This is a genomic window from Marinobacter sp. F3R08, from assembly GCF_018860425.1.
Lineage (GTDB): Bacteria > Pseudomonadota > Gammaproteobacteria > Pseudomonadales > Oleiphilaceae > Marinobacter.
Genome location: NZ_JAHKPI010000014.1, coordinates 1,195,814 through 1,211,360 on the forward strand (window position 1 = coordinate 1,195,814; position 15,547 = coordinate 1,211,360).

A 15,547-nucleotide genomic window follows, 5' to 3' on the forward strand; every position below is an offset into this window, starting at 1 on the left:
CAGAGCACGGATAGATACTGACGTTAAATTTGTGCAAAACCGGATTTGGGTCCAGTCTCTTGGATAAGTTCGGGTGAGGAGAGTTGTCATGGATTTCAATGCCTATCAAAAAGCTTTGTCCTCGCAACTGAGGGGGCTGGAATGCCCGTTTCCTGAAAGTGAGTTTGCCGAACGCCTGGCATGCGTCAGGAGCCGAATGGCCGAGGAGGATTTCGGAGCCCTGTTGCTGACGGATCCATCGGACATTTTTTACCTGACTGGCTATAGCACGTTTGAAGTATCCGTTCATGTGGCTCTTGTGGTTACCCGGGAGGATCTGCTTTTGCAGGTACCGTCCATCGAAATGGGGCCCGCCATGATTACCACACGGGTTGCCCGGGTCAGCGGATACCGGTGGGAGGGCATTGGCGAAGTACTGGAACCGCTTGTTGAAGCCCTGAACCATGGTGTTGAAACCGTTGGCATCGACGCCTGGCACGGCTCGTTGCGCCAGGGTGTGCTGGAGGGCCTCAAGGCCCGGATGTCCGGAGTGAGATTTCTCAATAATGGCGGCTTGTTGAAGCGAATCCGGATTGTAAAGTCGGACGCCGAAATTGGTTTTCTGCGCGAAAGCGCCCGGATAACCTCCGCAGGTTTGCAGGCAGCTGCGGCGGCGGTACGCCCTGGTGTTACCGACAATGAGATCGCTGCTGTGGGCGCGCGGGCTCTGCTGGAGGCCGGCAGTGAATTCATGAGTATGCAGCCCATTGTTGTTGCCGGTCGTCGAAGCAGCTTTATTCACTGCAATCACAAACGCTCTGTGGTGCAAGAAGGCGATCCGGTCTTTCTGGAATTCGGGTCGGCCTGGCATCGCTACACGGCACCGATGATGCAGACCGTAGTGGCCGGAGGCGAACCCTCGACTGAAATGCAAAGGATCCATGACGGCTGCCGGCGGATTGTGGACGCCTTGATGGCTTCAGTCCGTCCGGGTGCCACCTTTGATCAGGCGGCTCAAGCCGCGGAAAGGGCGCTGCACCCGCTGGCAGGGAAAGTGTTTTTCTCCGGGGTGTTTGGTTACACGGTGGGTGCGCAGTTTCCACCCTCATGGGTAGAGGGCTCGGGCTTTATCGCCAGGGGCGGCAACACGGAGTTTCAGCCTGGAATGGTTTTCCATCTGCCCATCTGTCTGCGTATCCCCGGGAAGTGGGGCATCGGGTGTAGCGAGACGATCCTGGTTACCCGAGATGGCGCCGAGCCGATGACCCGGAACCCATGGACCCTCGCCTAGTCCAGTCGCAGGTCTGACAGGTAAACGGTGCGGGGTTCGGGCAGGCGGACGGCGAAAAGCCCCATTCTTCTTATGCTGGACATATCCATGGTCCGGCCATGGGGCGCATTTTCGATGTCAGTCAGCGACCGTGTCAGGGTGCTGAATCCCGGCCCCAGTGTCAGGCGAGTGTTGTAGCGGTCGCTATAAGCCTGGTCGCTCCGGTCATGGGTCACGTCGTTGATTCGCAGAGACAGTGTCAGGGGTTCGCTTGAGGGGTTGAACAGCGTTATTGTCAGGCTTTCAAAATCCCGCCAATCGGCCGGAAGATTGCTGAGCGAGACACCCGAATAGGTCTCGGTGCCGAGATCGATTTTCAGACTGTGCGGGTGACCCATCGAGTGATCAACGGAGACCGCCAGGCTGCCAGTCCAGAACAGACCGGGGTCTTCATGCCTGAAGTCATAGAGCAGGGGCAGTTGATGGTGAACCTGCCATTGCCTGATGGCAACGTTACCGATGGTACCCAGCTCCAGACACAACAGCACAGTGACCGTGACGGCAAGCAGGATCTGGCGCGCCAAGATCGGTGTCCGCGGCAGAATCAGAGGGCGCCAGGCGATGACCAGCCAACCGCCAATGAGGTTTCGCAGCAGATCCCGACCGTCCATGTCGCGGTTGTAGTTATGCTGGATCAGCTCAACGCAGGCACCTGCTGCCAGCAATACTGCGGTTACCACCAGCCAGAGACGCCAGCCGCTCAACCACCGCCAGGGTCGGATTGCCAGTGTCAGCAGTGCGCAAAGAAGGATGTGACCAAGATTCCAGGCTGACTTGAACAGAGGACCCGAGGCCCAGTCCGGTCCACCAATAAAAAGAAAGGGAACAATGAGGAGTGACGCAGCACCGGCCAGCAGCGGAAGCCACCGGCCGGTGCCAGGCATTCCCGGTTTAGAACCAGGAATCATCAGCTACGGCTGGTGACTTCCAGGAGGTGGTAACCGAACTGGGTCTTGATAGGGCCGATTACGGTGTTCAGATCACTGCTGAATACCGCCTTGTCGAATTCGGGAACCATCTGACCCGGGCCGAAGGAACCCAGGTCGCCGCCATTGCGACCGGACGGGCAGGAGGAGTGCTGTTTTGCCACTTCGGCAAAATCCTGCCCGCCTTCAATTGCCTTCTTCAGTTCTTCGCACTTTGCTTCACTGTCTACCAGAATGTGACGGGCTGTTGCTTGTGCCATGGAGGGTATCCTTTTTTGGATGAATGGGTACGTCAGAGAGGGAATGCTGCCCGCACAGCTCGCCGGAGGCAAGCCTTTTTATCCGTGTTTCTCCGGCCTCACAGTCCTGCCTGCAAACCTGTACAATGCCGACTTTCCTTTTGCCGGCCGAGGTCGGCCCTACATCGACAGGTTCATTTCTTGATCTCCACCGCCAATATCACCATGCAGTTCGGGGCTAAGCCCCTGTTTGAAAACGTCTCCGCCAAGTTTGGCAACGGTCATCGCTACGGTCTGATCGGAGCCAACGGCTGCGGCAAGTCCACGCTGATGAAAATCCTGGGTGGCGATCTTGAACCGTCCGCGGGGCAGGTCATGCTGGAACCCAACACCCGGCTGGGCAAGTTGCGCCAGGACCAGTTTGCCTACGAGGAATGCTCGGTCATAGATACAGTGATCATGGGCCATGAAGAGCTCTGGAACGTCAAGAAAGAGCGGGATCGTATCTATTCGCTGTCGGAAATGAGTGAAGAAGACGGCATGGCCGTGGCGGATCTGGAGGTGCAGTTCGCTGAAATGGACGGCTACACCGCTGAGTCCCGTGCCGGGGAACTGCTGCTGGGCCTCGACATTCCGCTGGAACAGCATGACGGCCCCATGAGTGCGCTGGCACCGGGCTGGAAACTCCGGGTTCTGCTGGCCCAGGCACTGTTCTCCGACCCGGATGTCTTGCTGCTGGATGAGCCAACCAACCATCTGGATATCAACACTATCCGCTGGCTGGAAAACATCCTGGTGGCCCGCAACAGCACCATGATTATTATCTCCCACGACCGTCACTTCCTGAACAGCGTGTGCACTCACATGGCGGATCTGGATTATGGCGAACTGCGTCTGTTCCCGGGCAATTACGATGAATACATGACCGCCGCCACACAGGCCCGCGAGCGCATGCTGTCGGACAACGCCAAGAAGAAGGCCCAGATTGCCGAGCTGCAGCAGTTTGTCAGCCGGTTTTCTGCAAACGCCTCGAAGGCCAAGCAGGCCACTTCCCGCGCCCGCCAGATCGACAAGATCCAGCTGGAAGAGGTGAAGCCTTCAAGTCGGGTGAGTCCGTTCATCCGTTTTGAGCAGGGCAAGAAACTGCACCGACAGGCGGTCACTCTGAAGAACATGACCAAGGGCTTCGACGACAAACCCCTGTTCAAGAATCTGAATCTTCAGGTTGAGGCCGGCGAGAGGATTGCAGTCATTGGCCCTAACGGGATTGGCAAAACCACACTATTGCAATGTCTGGCTGGCGCTTATACCCCCGACAGCGGCGAGGTTAAGTGGACCGACAGCGCGGAAGTTGGCTATTTTGCCCAGGACCATACGGCAGACTTTGCTGATGATGAAACCCTGACCGACTGGATGGCCCAATGGACCAAGGGGGGTGAGCAATTGGTACGCGGCACTCTCGGGCGAATGCTGTTCTCTGGTGACGATATCGGTAAGTCGGTGCGGGTGATCTCCGGCGGTGAGCAGGGGCGGATGCTTTTTGGCAAACTGATTCTGCAAAAGCCCAATGTGATGCTGATGGACGAGCCCACGAACCACCTGGATATGGAGTCCATTGAGGCGCTGAACCTGGCGCTGGAGAACTATCCGGGTACACTGATTTTTGTCAGCCATGATCGGGAGTTTGTTTCTTCGCTTGCGACTCGGATTATTGAGCTGAAGGCTGATGGTATCACCGATTTTAGTGGCAGCTATGATGATTATCTTCGGAGTCAGGGGTACGTTTAACCCCGGTTCTTCGGGTCTTGGGAGAACTCGGACGGGCGGGTAGGCCTTCGAATAACTAAGGAAAAGAACATGGGCGAGACTGAAGTAATCAGTGCCACCCGGAAGTGGGTCGAAGAGGTCGTTGTTGGCTACAACCTGTGCCCATTCGCCAAGCGTGAGCTTGTCCGGAACCGGGTGCGGTTTGTGGTGTCCGAAGCGACGACCGAAGACGAGCTGCTTCAGGCTCTGCATTCGGAACTGCAAAGGCTGGAAGACGAGCCGGAAATTGAAACCACCCTGTTGATTCATCCGGATGTATTGCAGGATTTCGGACCTTACAATGAATTCCTGGATGCGGCCGATGGGCTGCTAGCCTATCTGGATATGGAAGGCGTGTACCAGATTGCCAGTTTCCATCCGGACTACCAGTTTGAAGGCACCGAGCCGGATGCGGCAGAGAACTACACCAACCGGTCTCCGTTCCCGATGTTGCACCTGTTGCGGGAAGCGAGCCTGGAGGCCGCTATTGAGAGCTATCCGGATGTGGATGGAATTCCACAGAGAAATATTGAGCTTATGAACGAGCTGAGCCCGGACAAGATGCGGAATATTCTGCGTTCGTGTCTTGGTGAGCCAAACGGAAAGGTCTGAACAGATGGGACTGCTTTTCGAGCAAATAGACAGCCAACCTTCGGTGATCGGTGAAATCACTCTGCGCCGGCGGCGGATTCCGGCCATCGGTGACCGGGATATCTACGAGGTGAAGCTGGGCGAGGAGTTCCTCATGTCCAGTATGTTTGTGGATGCCGAAGTTGCCCTCTCCGATATCGGACTGGGCGAAACCGCGGGCGACAATCTCAGTGTCGTTGTTGGTGGTCTGGGCCTGGGTTACACCGCCGTGGCGGCGCTCAAGCATGAGCGGGTTGCCGAGCTGCTGGTGGTTGAGTACCTGAAGCCCGTCATCGGCTGGCATCAGCAGGAACTGGTGCCCCTGGGTAAAGACCTGAATGCTGATCCACGAAGCCGCTACGTTCATGGCAGCTTCTTTGATCTTGCGATTGCTGACCCTGTGGATGGTGGATTCGATCCGGAATGCCCCGGCAAGCAATTCGATGCCATCCTCCTTGATATCGACCACTCCCCCCGGGCTCTGCTGCACGATTCCAGTGCCAGCTTTTATACCGCCCAGAACCTTCGCCTGATGGCCAGGCAGCTGAAACCTCTTGGCGTGTTTGCCATGTGGTCGAACGAAGGGGAAGATGACGAATTCATGGCCGTACTGAATGATGTTTTCATCGATGTTGCCTGTCATGTCGTATCCTTCTTCAATCCGTTTCAGAACAGGGAATCGTTCAACACCGTTTACGTGGCCCGCAAGCCGGGCTGAAAAACCGGAGTTTGTATGCCTGTGATTACCCACCGAAGCCGACCTTTCAGCTCCAGTCAGCGTCTGCCCGAGCCAGACGAGCCGCCGGTGCTGCATGAGCCGGACGAGGCGGGGGCGTTGCTGGCCGAGTTTATCCATCGTTATTCCCGCTTGCTGATTCTGACCGGAGCCGGGGTCAGTACGGACTCGGGCATTCCGGATTACCGGGACGGCGATGGAGCCTGGAAGCGCAAACAGCCAGTTCAGCACAAGGCATTCATGGAGGATTTTTACACCCGCCAACGTTACTGGGGGCGCAGCCTGATTGGCTGGCCGATCATGCGTAATGCCAGGCCAAACCCTTCTCACCACTACATCTCCGATCTGGAGCTGCTTAACCACAGCAGCCTGGTGGTTACCCAGAATGTGGACCGGCTGCACCAGAAGGCAGGCACTCGGGCGGTGACGGATCTGCACGGTCGGGCTGACGAGGTGCTGTGTATGAGTTGCGGCTACCGTTGCCCGAGGGACGAGGTGCACGACCGGTGTGCGGATCTGAACCCGGGATTCCGGCACTATACCGCAGAAACCGCACCGGACGGCGATGCCGATCTGGATGTGGATTTCGACGACTTCCGGCTGGCGGACTGCCCGAAGTGTCAGGGAATTCTGAAGCCGGATGTGGTGTTTTTCGGCGATTTTGTGCCCAAAGACCGGGTTTATGCGGCGCTGGACACCCTGAAAGCCAGCGACGGTCTTCTGGTTATTGGTTCATCCTTGATGGTGTATTCCGGCTTCCGGTTCTGCCGTTACGCGAATGAGTGGAACAAGCCGATTGCCACCTTGAATCTGGGCCGGACGCGTGCTGAGGATCTGACAGATCTGAAACTGAATGCGAGGATCGGGGAGACCCTGCAGGCCTCCCTCGATCAGTTGTAGCGGTGGATTACATCAGGTTATAGATGAACACCACGGCCACGGCTACCGGGGTAACGAAGCGCACGGTGATAAGCCACAGGTTAAACATGCCCGGTGACAGGGCCAGTTCCTTTTCCATTGCCTGGCGTGACATCACCCAGCCTGCGAACAGTGCAACCAGCAATCCGCCCAGCGGCAGCATGATGTTGGCGGTAAAGAAATCCAGCAGGTCGAAGATGGTCTTGCCCTCGAGCATCGGTACAAAGCCCAGGGGCGCGAAGCCGGACCACAGATTCAGAGACAGGATGGAGGCAATACCCAGCGCCCAGCAGACGATGCCGGCGACCAGGGTGCTGACAGTACGGTTCATGCTTTTGCGTTCTTCAAGCCATTCCACAATCGGTTCCAGCAACGAAATCCCGGATGTCCAGGCGGCAAAGATCAGCAGAACAAAGAACAGGGTGCCGAAAAGTGAGCCCATGGGCATCTGGCCGAAGGCCAGTGGCAGGGTCTGGAAGATCAGGCCCGGGCCGGCACCCGGCTCCAGGCCGTTGGCGAACACAATCGGGAAAATGGCGAGGCCGGCAAGCAGCGCCACGCCTGTGTCGATGACGGACACGGTAATGGAGGTCTTGGCGATAGAGATGTTCTTGGGCAGATAGGAGCCATAAGCCATCATCACTGCCATGCCGAGACTCAGGGTAAAGAAGGCGTGTCCCAGTGCCACCAGTATCCCGGACGTCGTGAGTTTGGAAAAGTCCGGCTGGAACAGGAAAGCGGCGGCCTGTCCGAAATGCCCGGTTGTCATCGCATAGCCCACAACAATCAGCAGTAGCACAAACAGGGCTGGCATCAGAATACTGACCGCCCGCTCAAGACCGGAGCGAACGCCCCGCACCACGACAACCATGACCATTGCCATGAACAGGGTGTGCCAGGCCAGGAGAGTGGTTGGGTCACTGAGCAAGCCGGAGAAAATCGCCCCTACGGCATCGGCAGACTGGCCGGCGAGTTGGCCGCTGGCAGTTGTGCCCACGTAGGAAATCGCCCAGCCGCCGATGACGGAATAGAACGAGAGAATCAGAAAGCCTGCCAGAATGCCCACGGCACCCACTAACTTCCACGCTTGCCTGAGGCCATCTCTTTCGGCAATCAGGCTCAGGCTCTTGACCGGGCTGCGACCTCCGCGCCGGCCAATCATCACCTCTGCCATCATGATGGGAATGCCGACCACGGCAATACAGAGCAGATAAACCAGGACGAAGGCGCCACCGCCATTTTCACCGGTAACATAAGGGAATTTCCAGATATTGCCGAGACCGACGGCAGAACCGGTGGCGGCAAGAATAAAAGCAAGGCGTGATGACCAGAGCCCGCGGTTGGCGTTTGAGCCTTCAAGCGCCCCCGAATAGGTGGCGGAATCTGATGAGGTGACAGACATAATGATCTCCCGGAGTATTTGTTTTTGTATCAGGGTTTGAGAGGGAAGCTGCCGCAACCGGCAGCTTCCGTAGGTGTGCGCCGGCCGGTGTCGGCTCAGCCGGTGCGAGCCAACTGCTCGGATGCCTGGCTGGCTTCCGCGCTGTGCTTTTTGAACCGTTCTTCCGCCAGCTCATTGGCGATTTCCCCGGTGGGGCGGCCCGAGCGCTCGGAACGGTTGAAGATTTCGGTCAGGGTGTCGCCGATGGTGTCGACGTGGTCGCGAACTTTTTCCGGTGTGGCGCCGGTTCGCTCGTAGAAGACATCAATGATGCCACCGGCGTTGATGGCAAAATCCGGTGCGTACAGAATGCCCCGATCCCGCAACATGGCATCGTGTTCAGGCCGTTCCAGCAGGTTGTTGGCAGCGCCGGCCACTACGCGGGCCTGAAGTTGCGGAATGCTGCCGTCGTTCAGTACCGCACCCATGGCGCAGGGGGCAACCACGTCTACCGGTAAAGACAGGATGTCTTCGGCGGCAGCCGGCCTGGCTCCCAGCTGGTCTATCGCCCGATGCATATTGTCGTCGTGGATGTCATAGACCCAGAGTTCAGCGCCGGCGTCTTTCAGATGTCTGGCCAATCGGAAACCGACATTGCCGATCCCCTGAATAGCCACCTTCAGCCCGTTCAGACTATCCCGGCCAAGCTGGTGTTTTACCGCGGCCTTCAGGCCGATAAAGGTACCGTAGGCGGTTGCCGGTGACGGGTCACCGTTGCTGGGGTTGCCATCAAAACCGGTGCGCGAGGCAATGCCGGCGACGTGTCCGGTGTGCCGGCCCATGATCTTGAGGTCGGGTACGCTGGTACCCGAGTCTTCAGCCGCAATGTACTGCCCGCCGAGACTTTCCAGATGGCGGCCCATGGCCTCCATCAATGCCTCGGTTTTGTGTTCGCGGGGGTTGCCGATAATCACCGACTTGCCCCCACCCAGATCCAGGTTGGCCAGGGCGGATTTATAGGTCATGCCCCGTGAAAGGCGCAATACATCGCGCACAGCCTCTTCATCCGAGGCATAGGGGAACATCCGGCAGCCGCCGAGGGCAGGGCCTCGGGAAGTATTATGAATGGCAACGATGGCCTTCAGACCGGTTTCCGGATCGCAAAAAAAAGACAGGTGTTCGTGGTTATCGAACTCGGGATGGCTGAATAGCATTGTGAAATCCTCTCCCACTGAGCCGGATCTCGGCATGAGCGGGTATCTTGTTCTTGTAGACCGGCTTGTGGCCGGTGTGTCGATTTCAGGTGCCCGGTTTTCCGTTGGGGGTTTCCCATGGAAATGCGCCCTTTTGGGGCAGGACGAAAAATAAACTAGCCACAATTGACGTTAACGTCAATATGCAAAAGCGAACGATCTGACGCGGCTGATCATGACCGCCCCGGATGACAGTGTGAAACGTTTCCGGGATTCATGGGGTTAGCGAATGGGTCCAGCGGACGGAACCTGATCCATTAGTCGCAATTTCTGCAGTTGCTTCGGAAACTACCTATACGCTGGCCGTGGGAAGTGGCATAGTTTCCTCCGATGTCAGTCGCTTCCTATTCTTATCAGCTTCAGCCAGACCGAGTGCGTGTCGAGTTTTTCCGCCTCCTTCCCATCTCATTATTTGTGGTGGCGTTTGGTGCTGCCTTTGGTTTGGCGGCTACCCAGAAAGGTCTTGAACCGCTGCAGGCGATGTTGATGAGTGCAACCGTTTTCGCCGGTGCCTCCCAGTTTGCAGCCGTTGATATGTGGGGCGCCGAAGTGTCGGTTCTGCCGATGATCGCGGTGGTGTTCGCCATCAACTCCCGCCATTTGCTGATGGGGGCCTCGTTGTACCCCATGCTCAGGGATGTCTCTCCTGGCAAACGCTACGGTCTGGTGTTGTTGCTGACCGATGCCAACTGGGCGGTATCTGCCCAGGAATATCAGAATGGTCGACGCAATCTGGAAGTGATTCTGGGGGGCGGGCTGGTGCTATGGCTGGCGTGGATTGTGGGCACCTTCCTCGGGGTTTATTTCGGTGGTCTGCTGCAGAATCCGAAGTCGTTGGGGCTGGACATGGTTCTGGGGTGTTTCCTGTTGTCCATGGCGCTGGGAGGAAAGAAATCACCCAGAGTGCTGGTGGCCTGGACGGTCTCGGCTATGGCGTCGTTGGCCGCCTGGAAATGGCTGCCGCCCAATACCCATGTGGTTGTGGGGGCGCTGGCTGGAGGCGCCATTGGCCTGTTCTGGCTCGAGGGCAGACCTTCGTCCGACCAGGAGGCTACTGCCAATGACCATTGAAACCACCCCGACAGGTATCCTGTTGCTGATCGCGATTATGGCTGTCGTGACTCTGGTGACGCGCTTTGGCGGCGTGTTTGTAATGTCCTTTGTGAAAATCAATCCACGGATTGAGAGTTTCATCAATACCATGGCCAGCTCGGTTCTTATTGCGATTGTGGTGCCCATGGCGGTCAATGGTGACGCTGGTGCACTGGCGGCCCTGGGAGCAACAGCCCTTACCATGCTGGCATTGCAAAAACCTCTGCCAGCCATTGCGGCAGGGATTACCGCTGCCGGTATTGTGCGTTACCTGGTGTAATCCGCTGTTTTTTTTCTGCCTGAAATTCGCTCAAGTTGAGGGCCTGCTAGCCGATATACCTGTATAGCGACTACAGGTACTGAAAGCCATGATTTCCTCCAGCCAGATTTCCTTTACTCAGGACAGTTCCCGCCAGGTCTTGGCGTCTGACAGCAGCCAGCTGCGCATTAACAGTCAGCCGGCGGCCACTCCAGGTACCGATGCAAATGCGACAGGCTCTGAGCTCAGCATTTTGCGCCAGGCCGCCTATCGTTATAGCCGCGACGAACAGCTTGCCTTCAGTGGCAGCAGTACGGTTACCAGGGAGGGGCAGCAGAACGTCTTTACCAGTGCTCAGTTCGCTGAATCGGCGACCGACCTGCTTCTGATGGGTCAACAGGCGCTGAGTGTCAGTCGTGCGGCCCTGGGCAGTGAGGCAGGCGTCGAGGCCCAGGGCAGTCTCTCAGTCTCAGCCGGGCGTTACATGTTCTACGCCGAAAGTGAATCCAGGAGCTTCACGTCAACAGGCACTATCGCCCTGGAAAACGGCGAAACCATCGATTTCACTCTTTCCCTGCGACAATCCCAATCCCGCACCTATGAGTATTCGGAGCTGGTTCAGATTCAGGAGCGGCCGTTGACTGATCCGCTGGTGATCAACTTCGGCAATGCGACGGCTCGTCTGACCGACACACTCTTCGAATTCGATTTGAACGGCAACGGAGACTCCGGTCAGTTTGCGACTCTCGGTGGCGGTAGTGGATATCTGGTTCTGGATCGCAACGGTAATGGCACAGTAGACGACGGCTCGGAGCTGTTTGGACCTCAAACTGGCTCTGGATTCGGTGAGCTGGCCCGATTCGATGATGACGGTAATCGCTGGATTGACGCCAGTGATGAGATTTTTGCGTCACTCTCGGTCTGGGTGCAGACTGCTGACGGCTCCCAGGCGCTGAGATCACTTGAGGACGTGGGCGTTCAGGCGCTGTATGTGGACCATGTGGATGGTCGCTTCACCCTCGCCAACAGTCAGGGCGTGCCACTGGGCCAGATTAAAGGTGCCGGCATTTACCTGACCACCGATGGGGAAGTCCGTACCCTGGAAGAAATCGATCTGGCGGAACAGAACACCGTTGATGCGCCCGCCACGGAAACCAGGCTGCCCACGGACAGTGGGGCGACAGATCGCGATAGCAGCGGGCTGGTGGAGGCCCGCCTGGAAGCGATGCGTTCGGCGCTCGAGAAACTTGATGACATACGCGAGAAGCAGAAGGCGTTTATTGAAGCGTCGAAAGAATCCGGGAAGGCGGACTCACCGATTGCCGATTATCTGAAGCTGATTGATGAGATGCGCATCGAGATGCTCAACAGCCAGGACGAGAAGAAACAGGCCGCCAGTCGATACCTGGAGTTTGCAAGACTCTGAACGACGGCTTTGGTGCCCCTGCGTGACGGTTCTTCGGATCTAGGGAGAGTCTTCGGGCATAGGGTTGGTGTTTCTGAGTGCCAACTCCCCGATGCCAGGCAGTTTTACCCCAAGCGCTAAGGGGTTAATGCCGAAAGAAAGGCCCAGAAGGTTCAGTTCAAAACCCTCCCTGACGCCTGCCAGCAAACCGAAATAACCGCCCAGCGACAGTTGATAACCGGCTCCGCCCGGAACCTGGGCTACCAGCCGGTCGCCCAGGTAATCCTTGCCAATCGCATGGTTTGGTAAGGCCACATCAAGACCGGGAACCTCACGAATCACCCACGCCACAAAGGTATTGCTGTTGGGGCCGGGCCAGGCTTCGTATTCAGTCGGATAGGGATAGGACTGAACTGCCTGGTAGATGTCGGGAATCAGCTCTTCCGCCTGCTCTCCACGGATATCGGCATAGAGTTCCGGCCTGGAACCGTACCAGTGCCGATCCGGTTCGCCCGGGCGGGAATTGACGACGTACTTGCGCCACCCGGTAACCTCATGAACGCGGTAGTGGCTGGCACCCTTTTCCTTGGTGGCAACCCAGGTATGCACGGCGAAGTAACCCCGCCAGCTCCAGGCTCGCGCACCGTAGACCTGGACAATGGCTTCCTCGGCCTCGTCAGGTCGGGGAGCTATCCGGGCACTTTCCCGGGTTGCGGTTTGCCAGCTCTCTGCTCCCTGAAGACTGCCACTGGTGGCCAGCAGCAGTGGGCCAGACAGCAAGAGAACCAGGGCGCCAAGGAACCAGCCCGTGTATCTGAAGAATCGTTTCATGAATCCTATCCGGAGTGTAAGCATTAAGGTGACTGGCCAGGGGAGATAAAGTTCCTGATCCAGACATCAATGACAGTGAACAGGTACGCCCACCGACAGCGGCCGGATGAGTCTCAGTCCGGTTGCCGTTTGCCGGCGGATCGCTTGTCTTCTAGGCTCAGGGGTACAGGCGGCAGTTTTCAGGAGGTTCACATGTCTGATCATCATGTTTACAAGAAAGTAGAAATAGTCGGCTCATCCAGGAAAAGCATTGAAGATGCTATCGACAATGCCATTGCCGAGTGCGGGAAAAGCGTAAACAACATGGAATGGTTTGAGGTTACGGAGACCCGTGGTCACATCGTTGATGGCAAGGTGGGGCATTACCAGGTGGTGATGAAAGTGGGATTCCGGATAGCCAACAGCTGAGCACCACTGATCGTCAATCGGCTCTGACAGCCCGACGGCGGATAACGGACGCCAGCTGATTCATAAGGTCACGGGCTTCCCCTTCGTGGAGGCTCTGGCATTTTTCCTGCAGCTCCCGCCGGTCGTGGCTGGATGAGGTACTTGAGACGTCCTTGCGAAGGTCCAGATACTGGCAGGCCGCCAGATGGGCCTTGATCTCGGCATCGATCAGCCGGGTCACCAGTTCATCGACGGATTCGGCACAGAAAGGTCGATTCCTGTTGAGCAGGTTGCGTGCGTCGAGGGCGGCATTGCGGGCGTCCATCCTGAGCTCGCTCACAGATTCACCCGCTTCTGCCGCTCTGAGAAACAGGCCCAGGCGTTCGTGGAGATGCCAGAGCTGAGGCCAGATCTGGCCATAAGCTTCCAGTTCGGTGTGGTAGCGGGCGACGTCGAGAGACGGACCCGGGGCGCTGCCACCGGCCTCTCCCGGGCGGTTGAACTGGGCTACCCGTATGTCGTCAACCTCCCGCCATAGAGTGTCCGAACGCTCGCGCAGTGCCGACAGCTGATCCTGACTTCGGCGGCGCGCTCCTGAACCAAGGAACAGGGCGATAAGCGCCAGCCCGCAGGCGCCTGCGGCAAGCAGAAGTGACAGACTGCCTGCCGATAACGTGCTCCATAATGGGGCTGTATCCAATGTGTCCGACCCCCGCTCAAATTCTCTCTGGGTCTTTCAGTATAGAAGCTATTCGGGGGCCTGCTGCCGAAACGGTAAAGCAGATTGGGCGTCGTTGAAGTAGCCGAGCACATGGTCGGCTTCTTCACGGGTGAAGTTTTCGATAGCTTCCCGAAAGCCGGGATGCAAAATGCCATGCCAGGAATGAGTGATGACAGGTTCAAAACCGCGAACCAGTTTGTGTTCGCCCTGTGCGCCAGCATCAATGTGAGGCAGCCCGAGATCTATGGCCAGTTCGATGCCCTGATAATAGCAAGTCTCGAAGTGCAGATGGTTATATTCATCAAGGCATCCCCAGTAGCGCCCGTAAAGGGTGTCCTCACCGGTCAGGAAGAGGGCGCCGGCGATCATTTCGTCTTCATGAACGGCCATGATGAAGTGCACGTGCTCGGGCAGCTGAGCCAGAAGGCGTTCGAAAAAACGCTTGTTCAGATAAGGTTGCTGGCCGCGTTTCAGGTAAGTCGCCTGGTAGAATACGTAGAAGGCTGAAAGCACGCGCTCAGGGATTTCCCGGCCGTGAAAACGGGCGAAGGAAATGCCTTGCTCAGCGACCTGGCGGCGCTCTTTACGAATGGATTTGCGTTTGCGGGAATTCAGCGCTGCCAGAAAATCCTCGAAATTTCCGTAACCGTGGTTGTGCCAGTGGAACTGGCAACCGATTCGATGCAACTCCGTGTCATGATGAAGCAGCTTCTGGTCTTCGGTGTCCGGAAACAGGAGATGCCAGGAATGGGCGCCAAGGTTTCCGGTTAGCGTGTCCAGCAGATCATGGAGCTGTTCCGGTCCGAGTTGCTTGCGCAGGGCGTTATCAAGCAGCAGCCTGGGGCCTGCAGAAGGGGTGAAGGGGACAGCGATGAGTAACTTCGGGTAGTAATCGAGGCCGTGGCGCTGATAGGCATCGGCCCAGGCCCAGTCGAAAACGTATTCGCCCATGGAGTGGCTCTTGAGGAATGCGGGCGCCAATCCCACAATCTTACCTGCGCTCCGGAAGATCAGATGGCTTGGTGTCCATCCCGTCGCCTCAGAGGTGCAGGCAGACTCCTCGAGAGCCTGGAAGAACTCGTAACGGAGGAACGGATTGGTGTGTCCCGCCAGTCGTCGCCATTCCTCTTTGGGAATGGCGGTGATACTGGAACAGGTTTCCAGGGTGAAATCGGGAAGTCCGGGTTCTGGCATGGTCGGGCAGTGCTCCTTGTTCTACCCGATACCATACGTCAGAACCCGGCGTTTGATCACTCTTTGATTTCAGCGCAGCGTTTTTCCATTTTCTCGTGCCATTTTTTCATGCGCTTTTCGTGCTTTTCGTGCCGTTCTTCGTGAATGTCGTTCCAGATCTTGCGTTGCTCGTCGTTCAGCTTGAGGCGCTCGGCCGTGGCTTCCAGACGTTCGGCCATCTTCTCTTTGCGTTCCTCACGATCAAACCTGCCTTTGCCTTCTTTAAAATTCTCGCACATCTTCTCGATATTCTGTTTGTCGCCATGATGCATCTTGCCGTGGTCATCAGCCATGAGAGCGGGGCTGCCCATGAACAGAGCAGAAGCCAGGGCGCCAGCGGCGAGAATTGAACGGGTACGTGTTTTCATAGGTTTTTCTCCATTGTTACTGCCTTGGCAGCGGTTTCATTGATGGCTGCCAT

The 15,547-nt window shown here is 57.2% G+C and carries 17 protein-coding genes; 9 read left to right on the forward strand and 8 right to left on the reverse strand.

The features are described 5' to 3' along the window. The first annotated feature begins 88 nt into the window (after positions 1–88). The gene (locus KO499_RS08560; protein WP_215983273.1) at positions 89–1,270 is read left to right on the forward strand and encodes a M24 family metallopeptidase; all 1,182 of its coding nucleotides are present in this window, start codon (positions 89–91) and stop codon (positions 1,268–1,270) included. Here the strand turns inward: KO499_RS08560 and KO499_RS08565 are convergent. Both KO499_RS08565 and KO499_RS08570 read right to left on the reverse strand, forming a co-directional pair. Next, entirely contained in the window at positions 1,267–2,217 is a 951-nt protein-coding gene (locus KO499_RS08565) for a succinyl-CoA synthetase subunit beta (protein ID WP_215983274.1), read from the reverse strand. The genes KO499_RS08560 and KO499_RS08565 overlap by 4 nt on opposite strands. Continuing rightward, positions 2,217–2,495: a peptidylprolyl isomerase gene (locus KO499_RS08570; protein ID WP_022987955.1), complete on the reverse strand. Its 279-nt coding sequence runs from the start codon at positions 2,493–2,495 to the stop codon at positions 2,217–2,219. The genes KO499_RS08565 and KO499_RS08570 overlap by 1 nt, the downstream gene beginning before the upstream one ends. A 180-nt stretch (positions 2,496–2,675) precedes the next feature. Between KO499_RS08570 and KO499_RS08575 the strand changes: the two genes are divergently transcribed. The 4 genes from KO499_RS08575 (at position 2,676) to KO499_RS08590 (ending at position 6,546) form a co-directional block, all read left to right on the forward strand. Beyond that, the gene (locus KO499_RS08575; RefSeq protein WP_215983275.1) at positions 2,676–4,262 is read left to right on the forward strand and encodes an ABC-F family ATPase; all 1,587 of its coding nucleotides are present in this window, start codon (positions 2,676–2,678) and stop codon (positions 4,260–4,262) included. Between the two features lie 69 nt (positions 4,263–4,331). Beyond that, positions 4,332–4,892 (forward strand): DUF1415 domain-containing protein, encoded by a 561-nt coding sequence (locus KO499_RS08580; protein WP_215983276.1) that lies wholly within the window; start codon positions 4,332–4,334, stop codon positions 4,890–4,892. Positions 4,893–4,896: 4 nt separating this feature from the next. Continuing rightward, positions 4,897–5,628, forward strand: a complete 732-nt coding sequence (locus KO499_RS08585; RefSeq protein WP_215983277.1) for a spermidine synthase — start codon at positions 4,897–4,899, stop codon at positions 5,626–5,628. Positions 5,629–5,643: 15 nt separating this feature from the next. Continuing rightward, positions 5,644–6,546, forward strand: a complete 903-nt coding sequence (locus KO499_RS08590) for an NAD-dependent protein deacetylase (protein ID WP_215983278.1) — start codon at positions 5,644–5,646, stop codon at positions 6,544–6,546. A gap of 7 nt (positions 6,547–6,553) precedes the next feature. Here the strand turns inward: KO499_RS08590 and KO499_RS08595 are convergent, their stop codons facing one another. Both KO499_RS08595 and KO499_RS08600 read right to left on the reverse strand, forming a co-directional pair. Further along, a complete protein-coding gene (locus tag KO499_RS08595) occupies positions 6,554–7,966 on the reverse strand; it encodes a sodium-dependent transporter (RefSeq protein WP_215983279.1) in 1,413 nt (470 codons plus the stop codon). A gap of 95 nt (positions 7,967–8,061) precedes the next feature. Further along, positions 8,062–9,159, reverse strand: coding sequence for a Glu/Leu/Phe/Val family dehydrogenase (locus KO499_RS08600; RefSeq protein ID WP_215983280.1), 1,098 nt, complete (start codon positions 9,157–9,159; stop codon positions 8,062–8,064). A 369-nt stretch (positions 9,160–9,528) separates the two neighbouring features. Here KO499_RS08600 and KO499_RS08605 point away from each other — a divergent pair, with 369 nt between their 5' ends. From KO499_RS08605 to KO499_RS08615, 3 genes are all read left to right on the forward strand, one after another. Then, positions 9,529–10,269, forward strand: a complete 741-nt coding sequence (locus KO499_RS08605) for an AzlC family ABC transporter permease (protein ID WP_215983281.1) — start codon at positions 9,529–9,531, stop codon at positions 10,267–10,269. Then, the gene (locus KO499_RS08610; protein WP_215983282.1) at positions 10,259–10,570 is read left to right on the forward strand and encodes an AzlD family protein; all 312 of its coding nucleotides are present in this window, start codon (positions 10,259–10,261) and stop codon (positions 10,568–10,570) included. Before KO499_RS08605 ends, KO499_RS08610 begins: the two co-directional genes overlap by 11 nt. 88 nt (positions 10,571–10,658) lie before the next feature. After that, entirely contained in the window at positions 10,659–11,975 is a 1,317-nt protein-coding gene (locus tag KO499_RS08615) for a hypothetical protein (protein WP_215983283.1), read from the forward strand. 39 nt (positions 11,976–12,014) lie between these two features. Here the strand turns inward: KO499_RS08615 and KO499_RS08620 are convergent, their stop codons facing one another. Further along, positions 12,015–12,785: a DUF3750 domain-containing protein gene (locus KO499_RS08620; protein ID WP_215983284.1), complete on the reverse strand. Its 771-nt coding sequence runs from the start codon at positions 12,783–12,785 to the stop codon at positions 12,015–12,017. 192 nt (positions 12,786–12,977) lie between these two features. Between KO499_RS08620 and KO499_RS08625 the strand changes: the two genes are divergently transcribed. After that, positions 12,978–13,193, forward strand: a complete 216-nt coding sequence (locus tag KO499_RS08625) for a dodecin (RefSeq protein ID WP_215983285.1) — start codon at positions 12,978–12,980, stop codon at positions 13,191–13,193. Between the two features lie 13 nt (positions 13,194–13,206). On the opposite strand, the gene KO499_RS08630 is transcribed toward KO499_RS08625, so the two are convergent. The 3 genes from KO499_RS08630 to KO499_RS08640 are packed head-to-tail and all read right to left on the reverse strand — an operon-like array spanning position 13,207 to position 15,494. Continuing rightward, positions 13,207–13,872: a hypothetical protein gene (locus KO499_RS08630; RefSeq protein WP_215983286.1), complete on the reverse strand. Its 666-nt coding sequence runs from the start codon at positions 13,870–13,872 to the stop codon at positions 13,207–13,209. A 48-nt stretch (positions 13,873–13,920) separates the two neighbouring features. After that, complete coding sequence (locus KO499_RS08635; RefSeq protein WP_215983287.1) at positions 13,921–15,087, reverse strand: GNAT family N-acetyltransferase; 1,167 nt, start codon at positions 15,085–15,087, stop codon at positions 13,921–13,923. A 56-nt stretch (positions 15,088–15,143) separates the two neighbouring features. Continuing rightward, positions 15,144–15,494: a hypothetical protein gene (locus KO499_RS08640; protein ID WP_215983288.1), complete on the reverse strand. Its 351-nt coding sequence runs from the start codon at positions 15,492–15,494 to the stop codon at positions 15,144–15,146. Positions 15,495–15,547: the final 53 nt, after the last annotated feature.

Bases quoted from the DNA above. Each gene is read 5' to 3' on its own strand.
- KO499_RS08605 (WP_215983281.1), top strand. From the start codon at position 9,529: ATGTCAGTCGCTTCCTATTCTTATCAGCTTCAGCCAGACCGAGTGCGT.
- KO499_RS08620 (WP_215983284.1), bottom strand. From the start codon at position 12,785: ATGAAACGATTCTTCAGATACACGGGCTGGTTCCTTGGCGCCCTGGTT.
- KO499_RS08610 (WP_215983282.1), top strand. From the start codon at position 10,259: ATGACCATTGAAACCACCCCGACAGGTATCCTGTTGCTGATCGCGATT.
- KO499_RS08570 (WP_022987955.1), bottom strand. From the start codon at position 2,495: ATGGCACAAGCAACAGCCCGTCACATTCTGGTAGACAGTGAAGCAAAG.
- KO499_RS08585 (WP_215983277.1), top strand. From the start codon at position 4,897: ATGGGACTGCTTTTCGAGCAAATAGACAGCCAACCTTCGGTGATCGGT.
- KO499_RS08600 (WP_215983280.1), bottom strand. From the start codon at position 9,159: ATGCTATTCAGCCATCCCGAGTTCGATAACCACGAACACCTGTCTTTT.
- KO499_RS08640 (WP_215983288.1), bottom strand. From the start codon at position 15,494: ATGAAAACACGTACCCGTTCAATTCTCGCCGCTGGCGCCCTGGCTTCT.
- KO499_RS08595 (WP_215983279.1), bottom strand. From the start codon at position 7,966: ATGTCTGTCACCTCATCAGATTCCGCCACCTATTCGGGGGCGCTTGAA.
- KO499_RS08565 (WP_215983274.1), bottom strand. From the start codon at position 2,217: ATGATTCCTGGTTCTAAACCGGGAATGCCTGGCACCGGCCGGTGGCTT.
- KO499_RS08560 (WP_215983273.1), top strand. From the start codon at position 89: ATGGATTTCAATGCCTATCAAAAAGCTTTGTCCTCGCAACTGAGGGGG.
- KO499_RS08635 (WP_215983287.1), bottom strand. From the start codon at position 15,087: ATGCCAGAACCCGGACTTCCCGATTTCACCCTGGAAACCTGTTCCAGT.
- KO499_RS08625 (WP_215983285.1), top strand. From the start codon at position 12,978: ATGTCTGATCATCATGTTTACAAGAAAGTAGAAATAGTCGGCTCATCC.
- KO499_RS08615 (WP_215983283.1), top strand. From the start codon at position 10,659: ATGATTTCCTCCAGCCAGATTTCCTTTACTCAGGACAGTTCCCGCCAG.
- KO499_RS08590 (WP_215983278.1), top strand. From the start codon at position 5,644: ATGCCTGTGATTACCCACCGAAGCCGACCTTTCAGCTCCAGTCAGCGT.
- KO499_RS08580 (WP_215983276.1), top strand. From the start codon at position 4,332: ATGGGCGAGACTGAAGTAATCAGTGCCACCCGGAAGTGGGTCGAAGAG.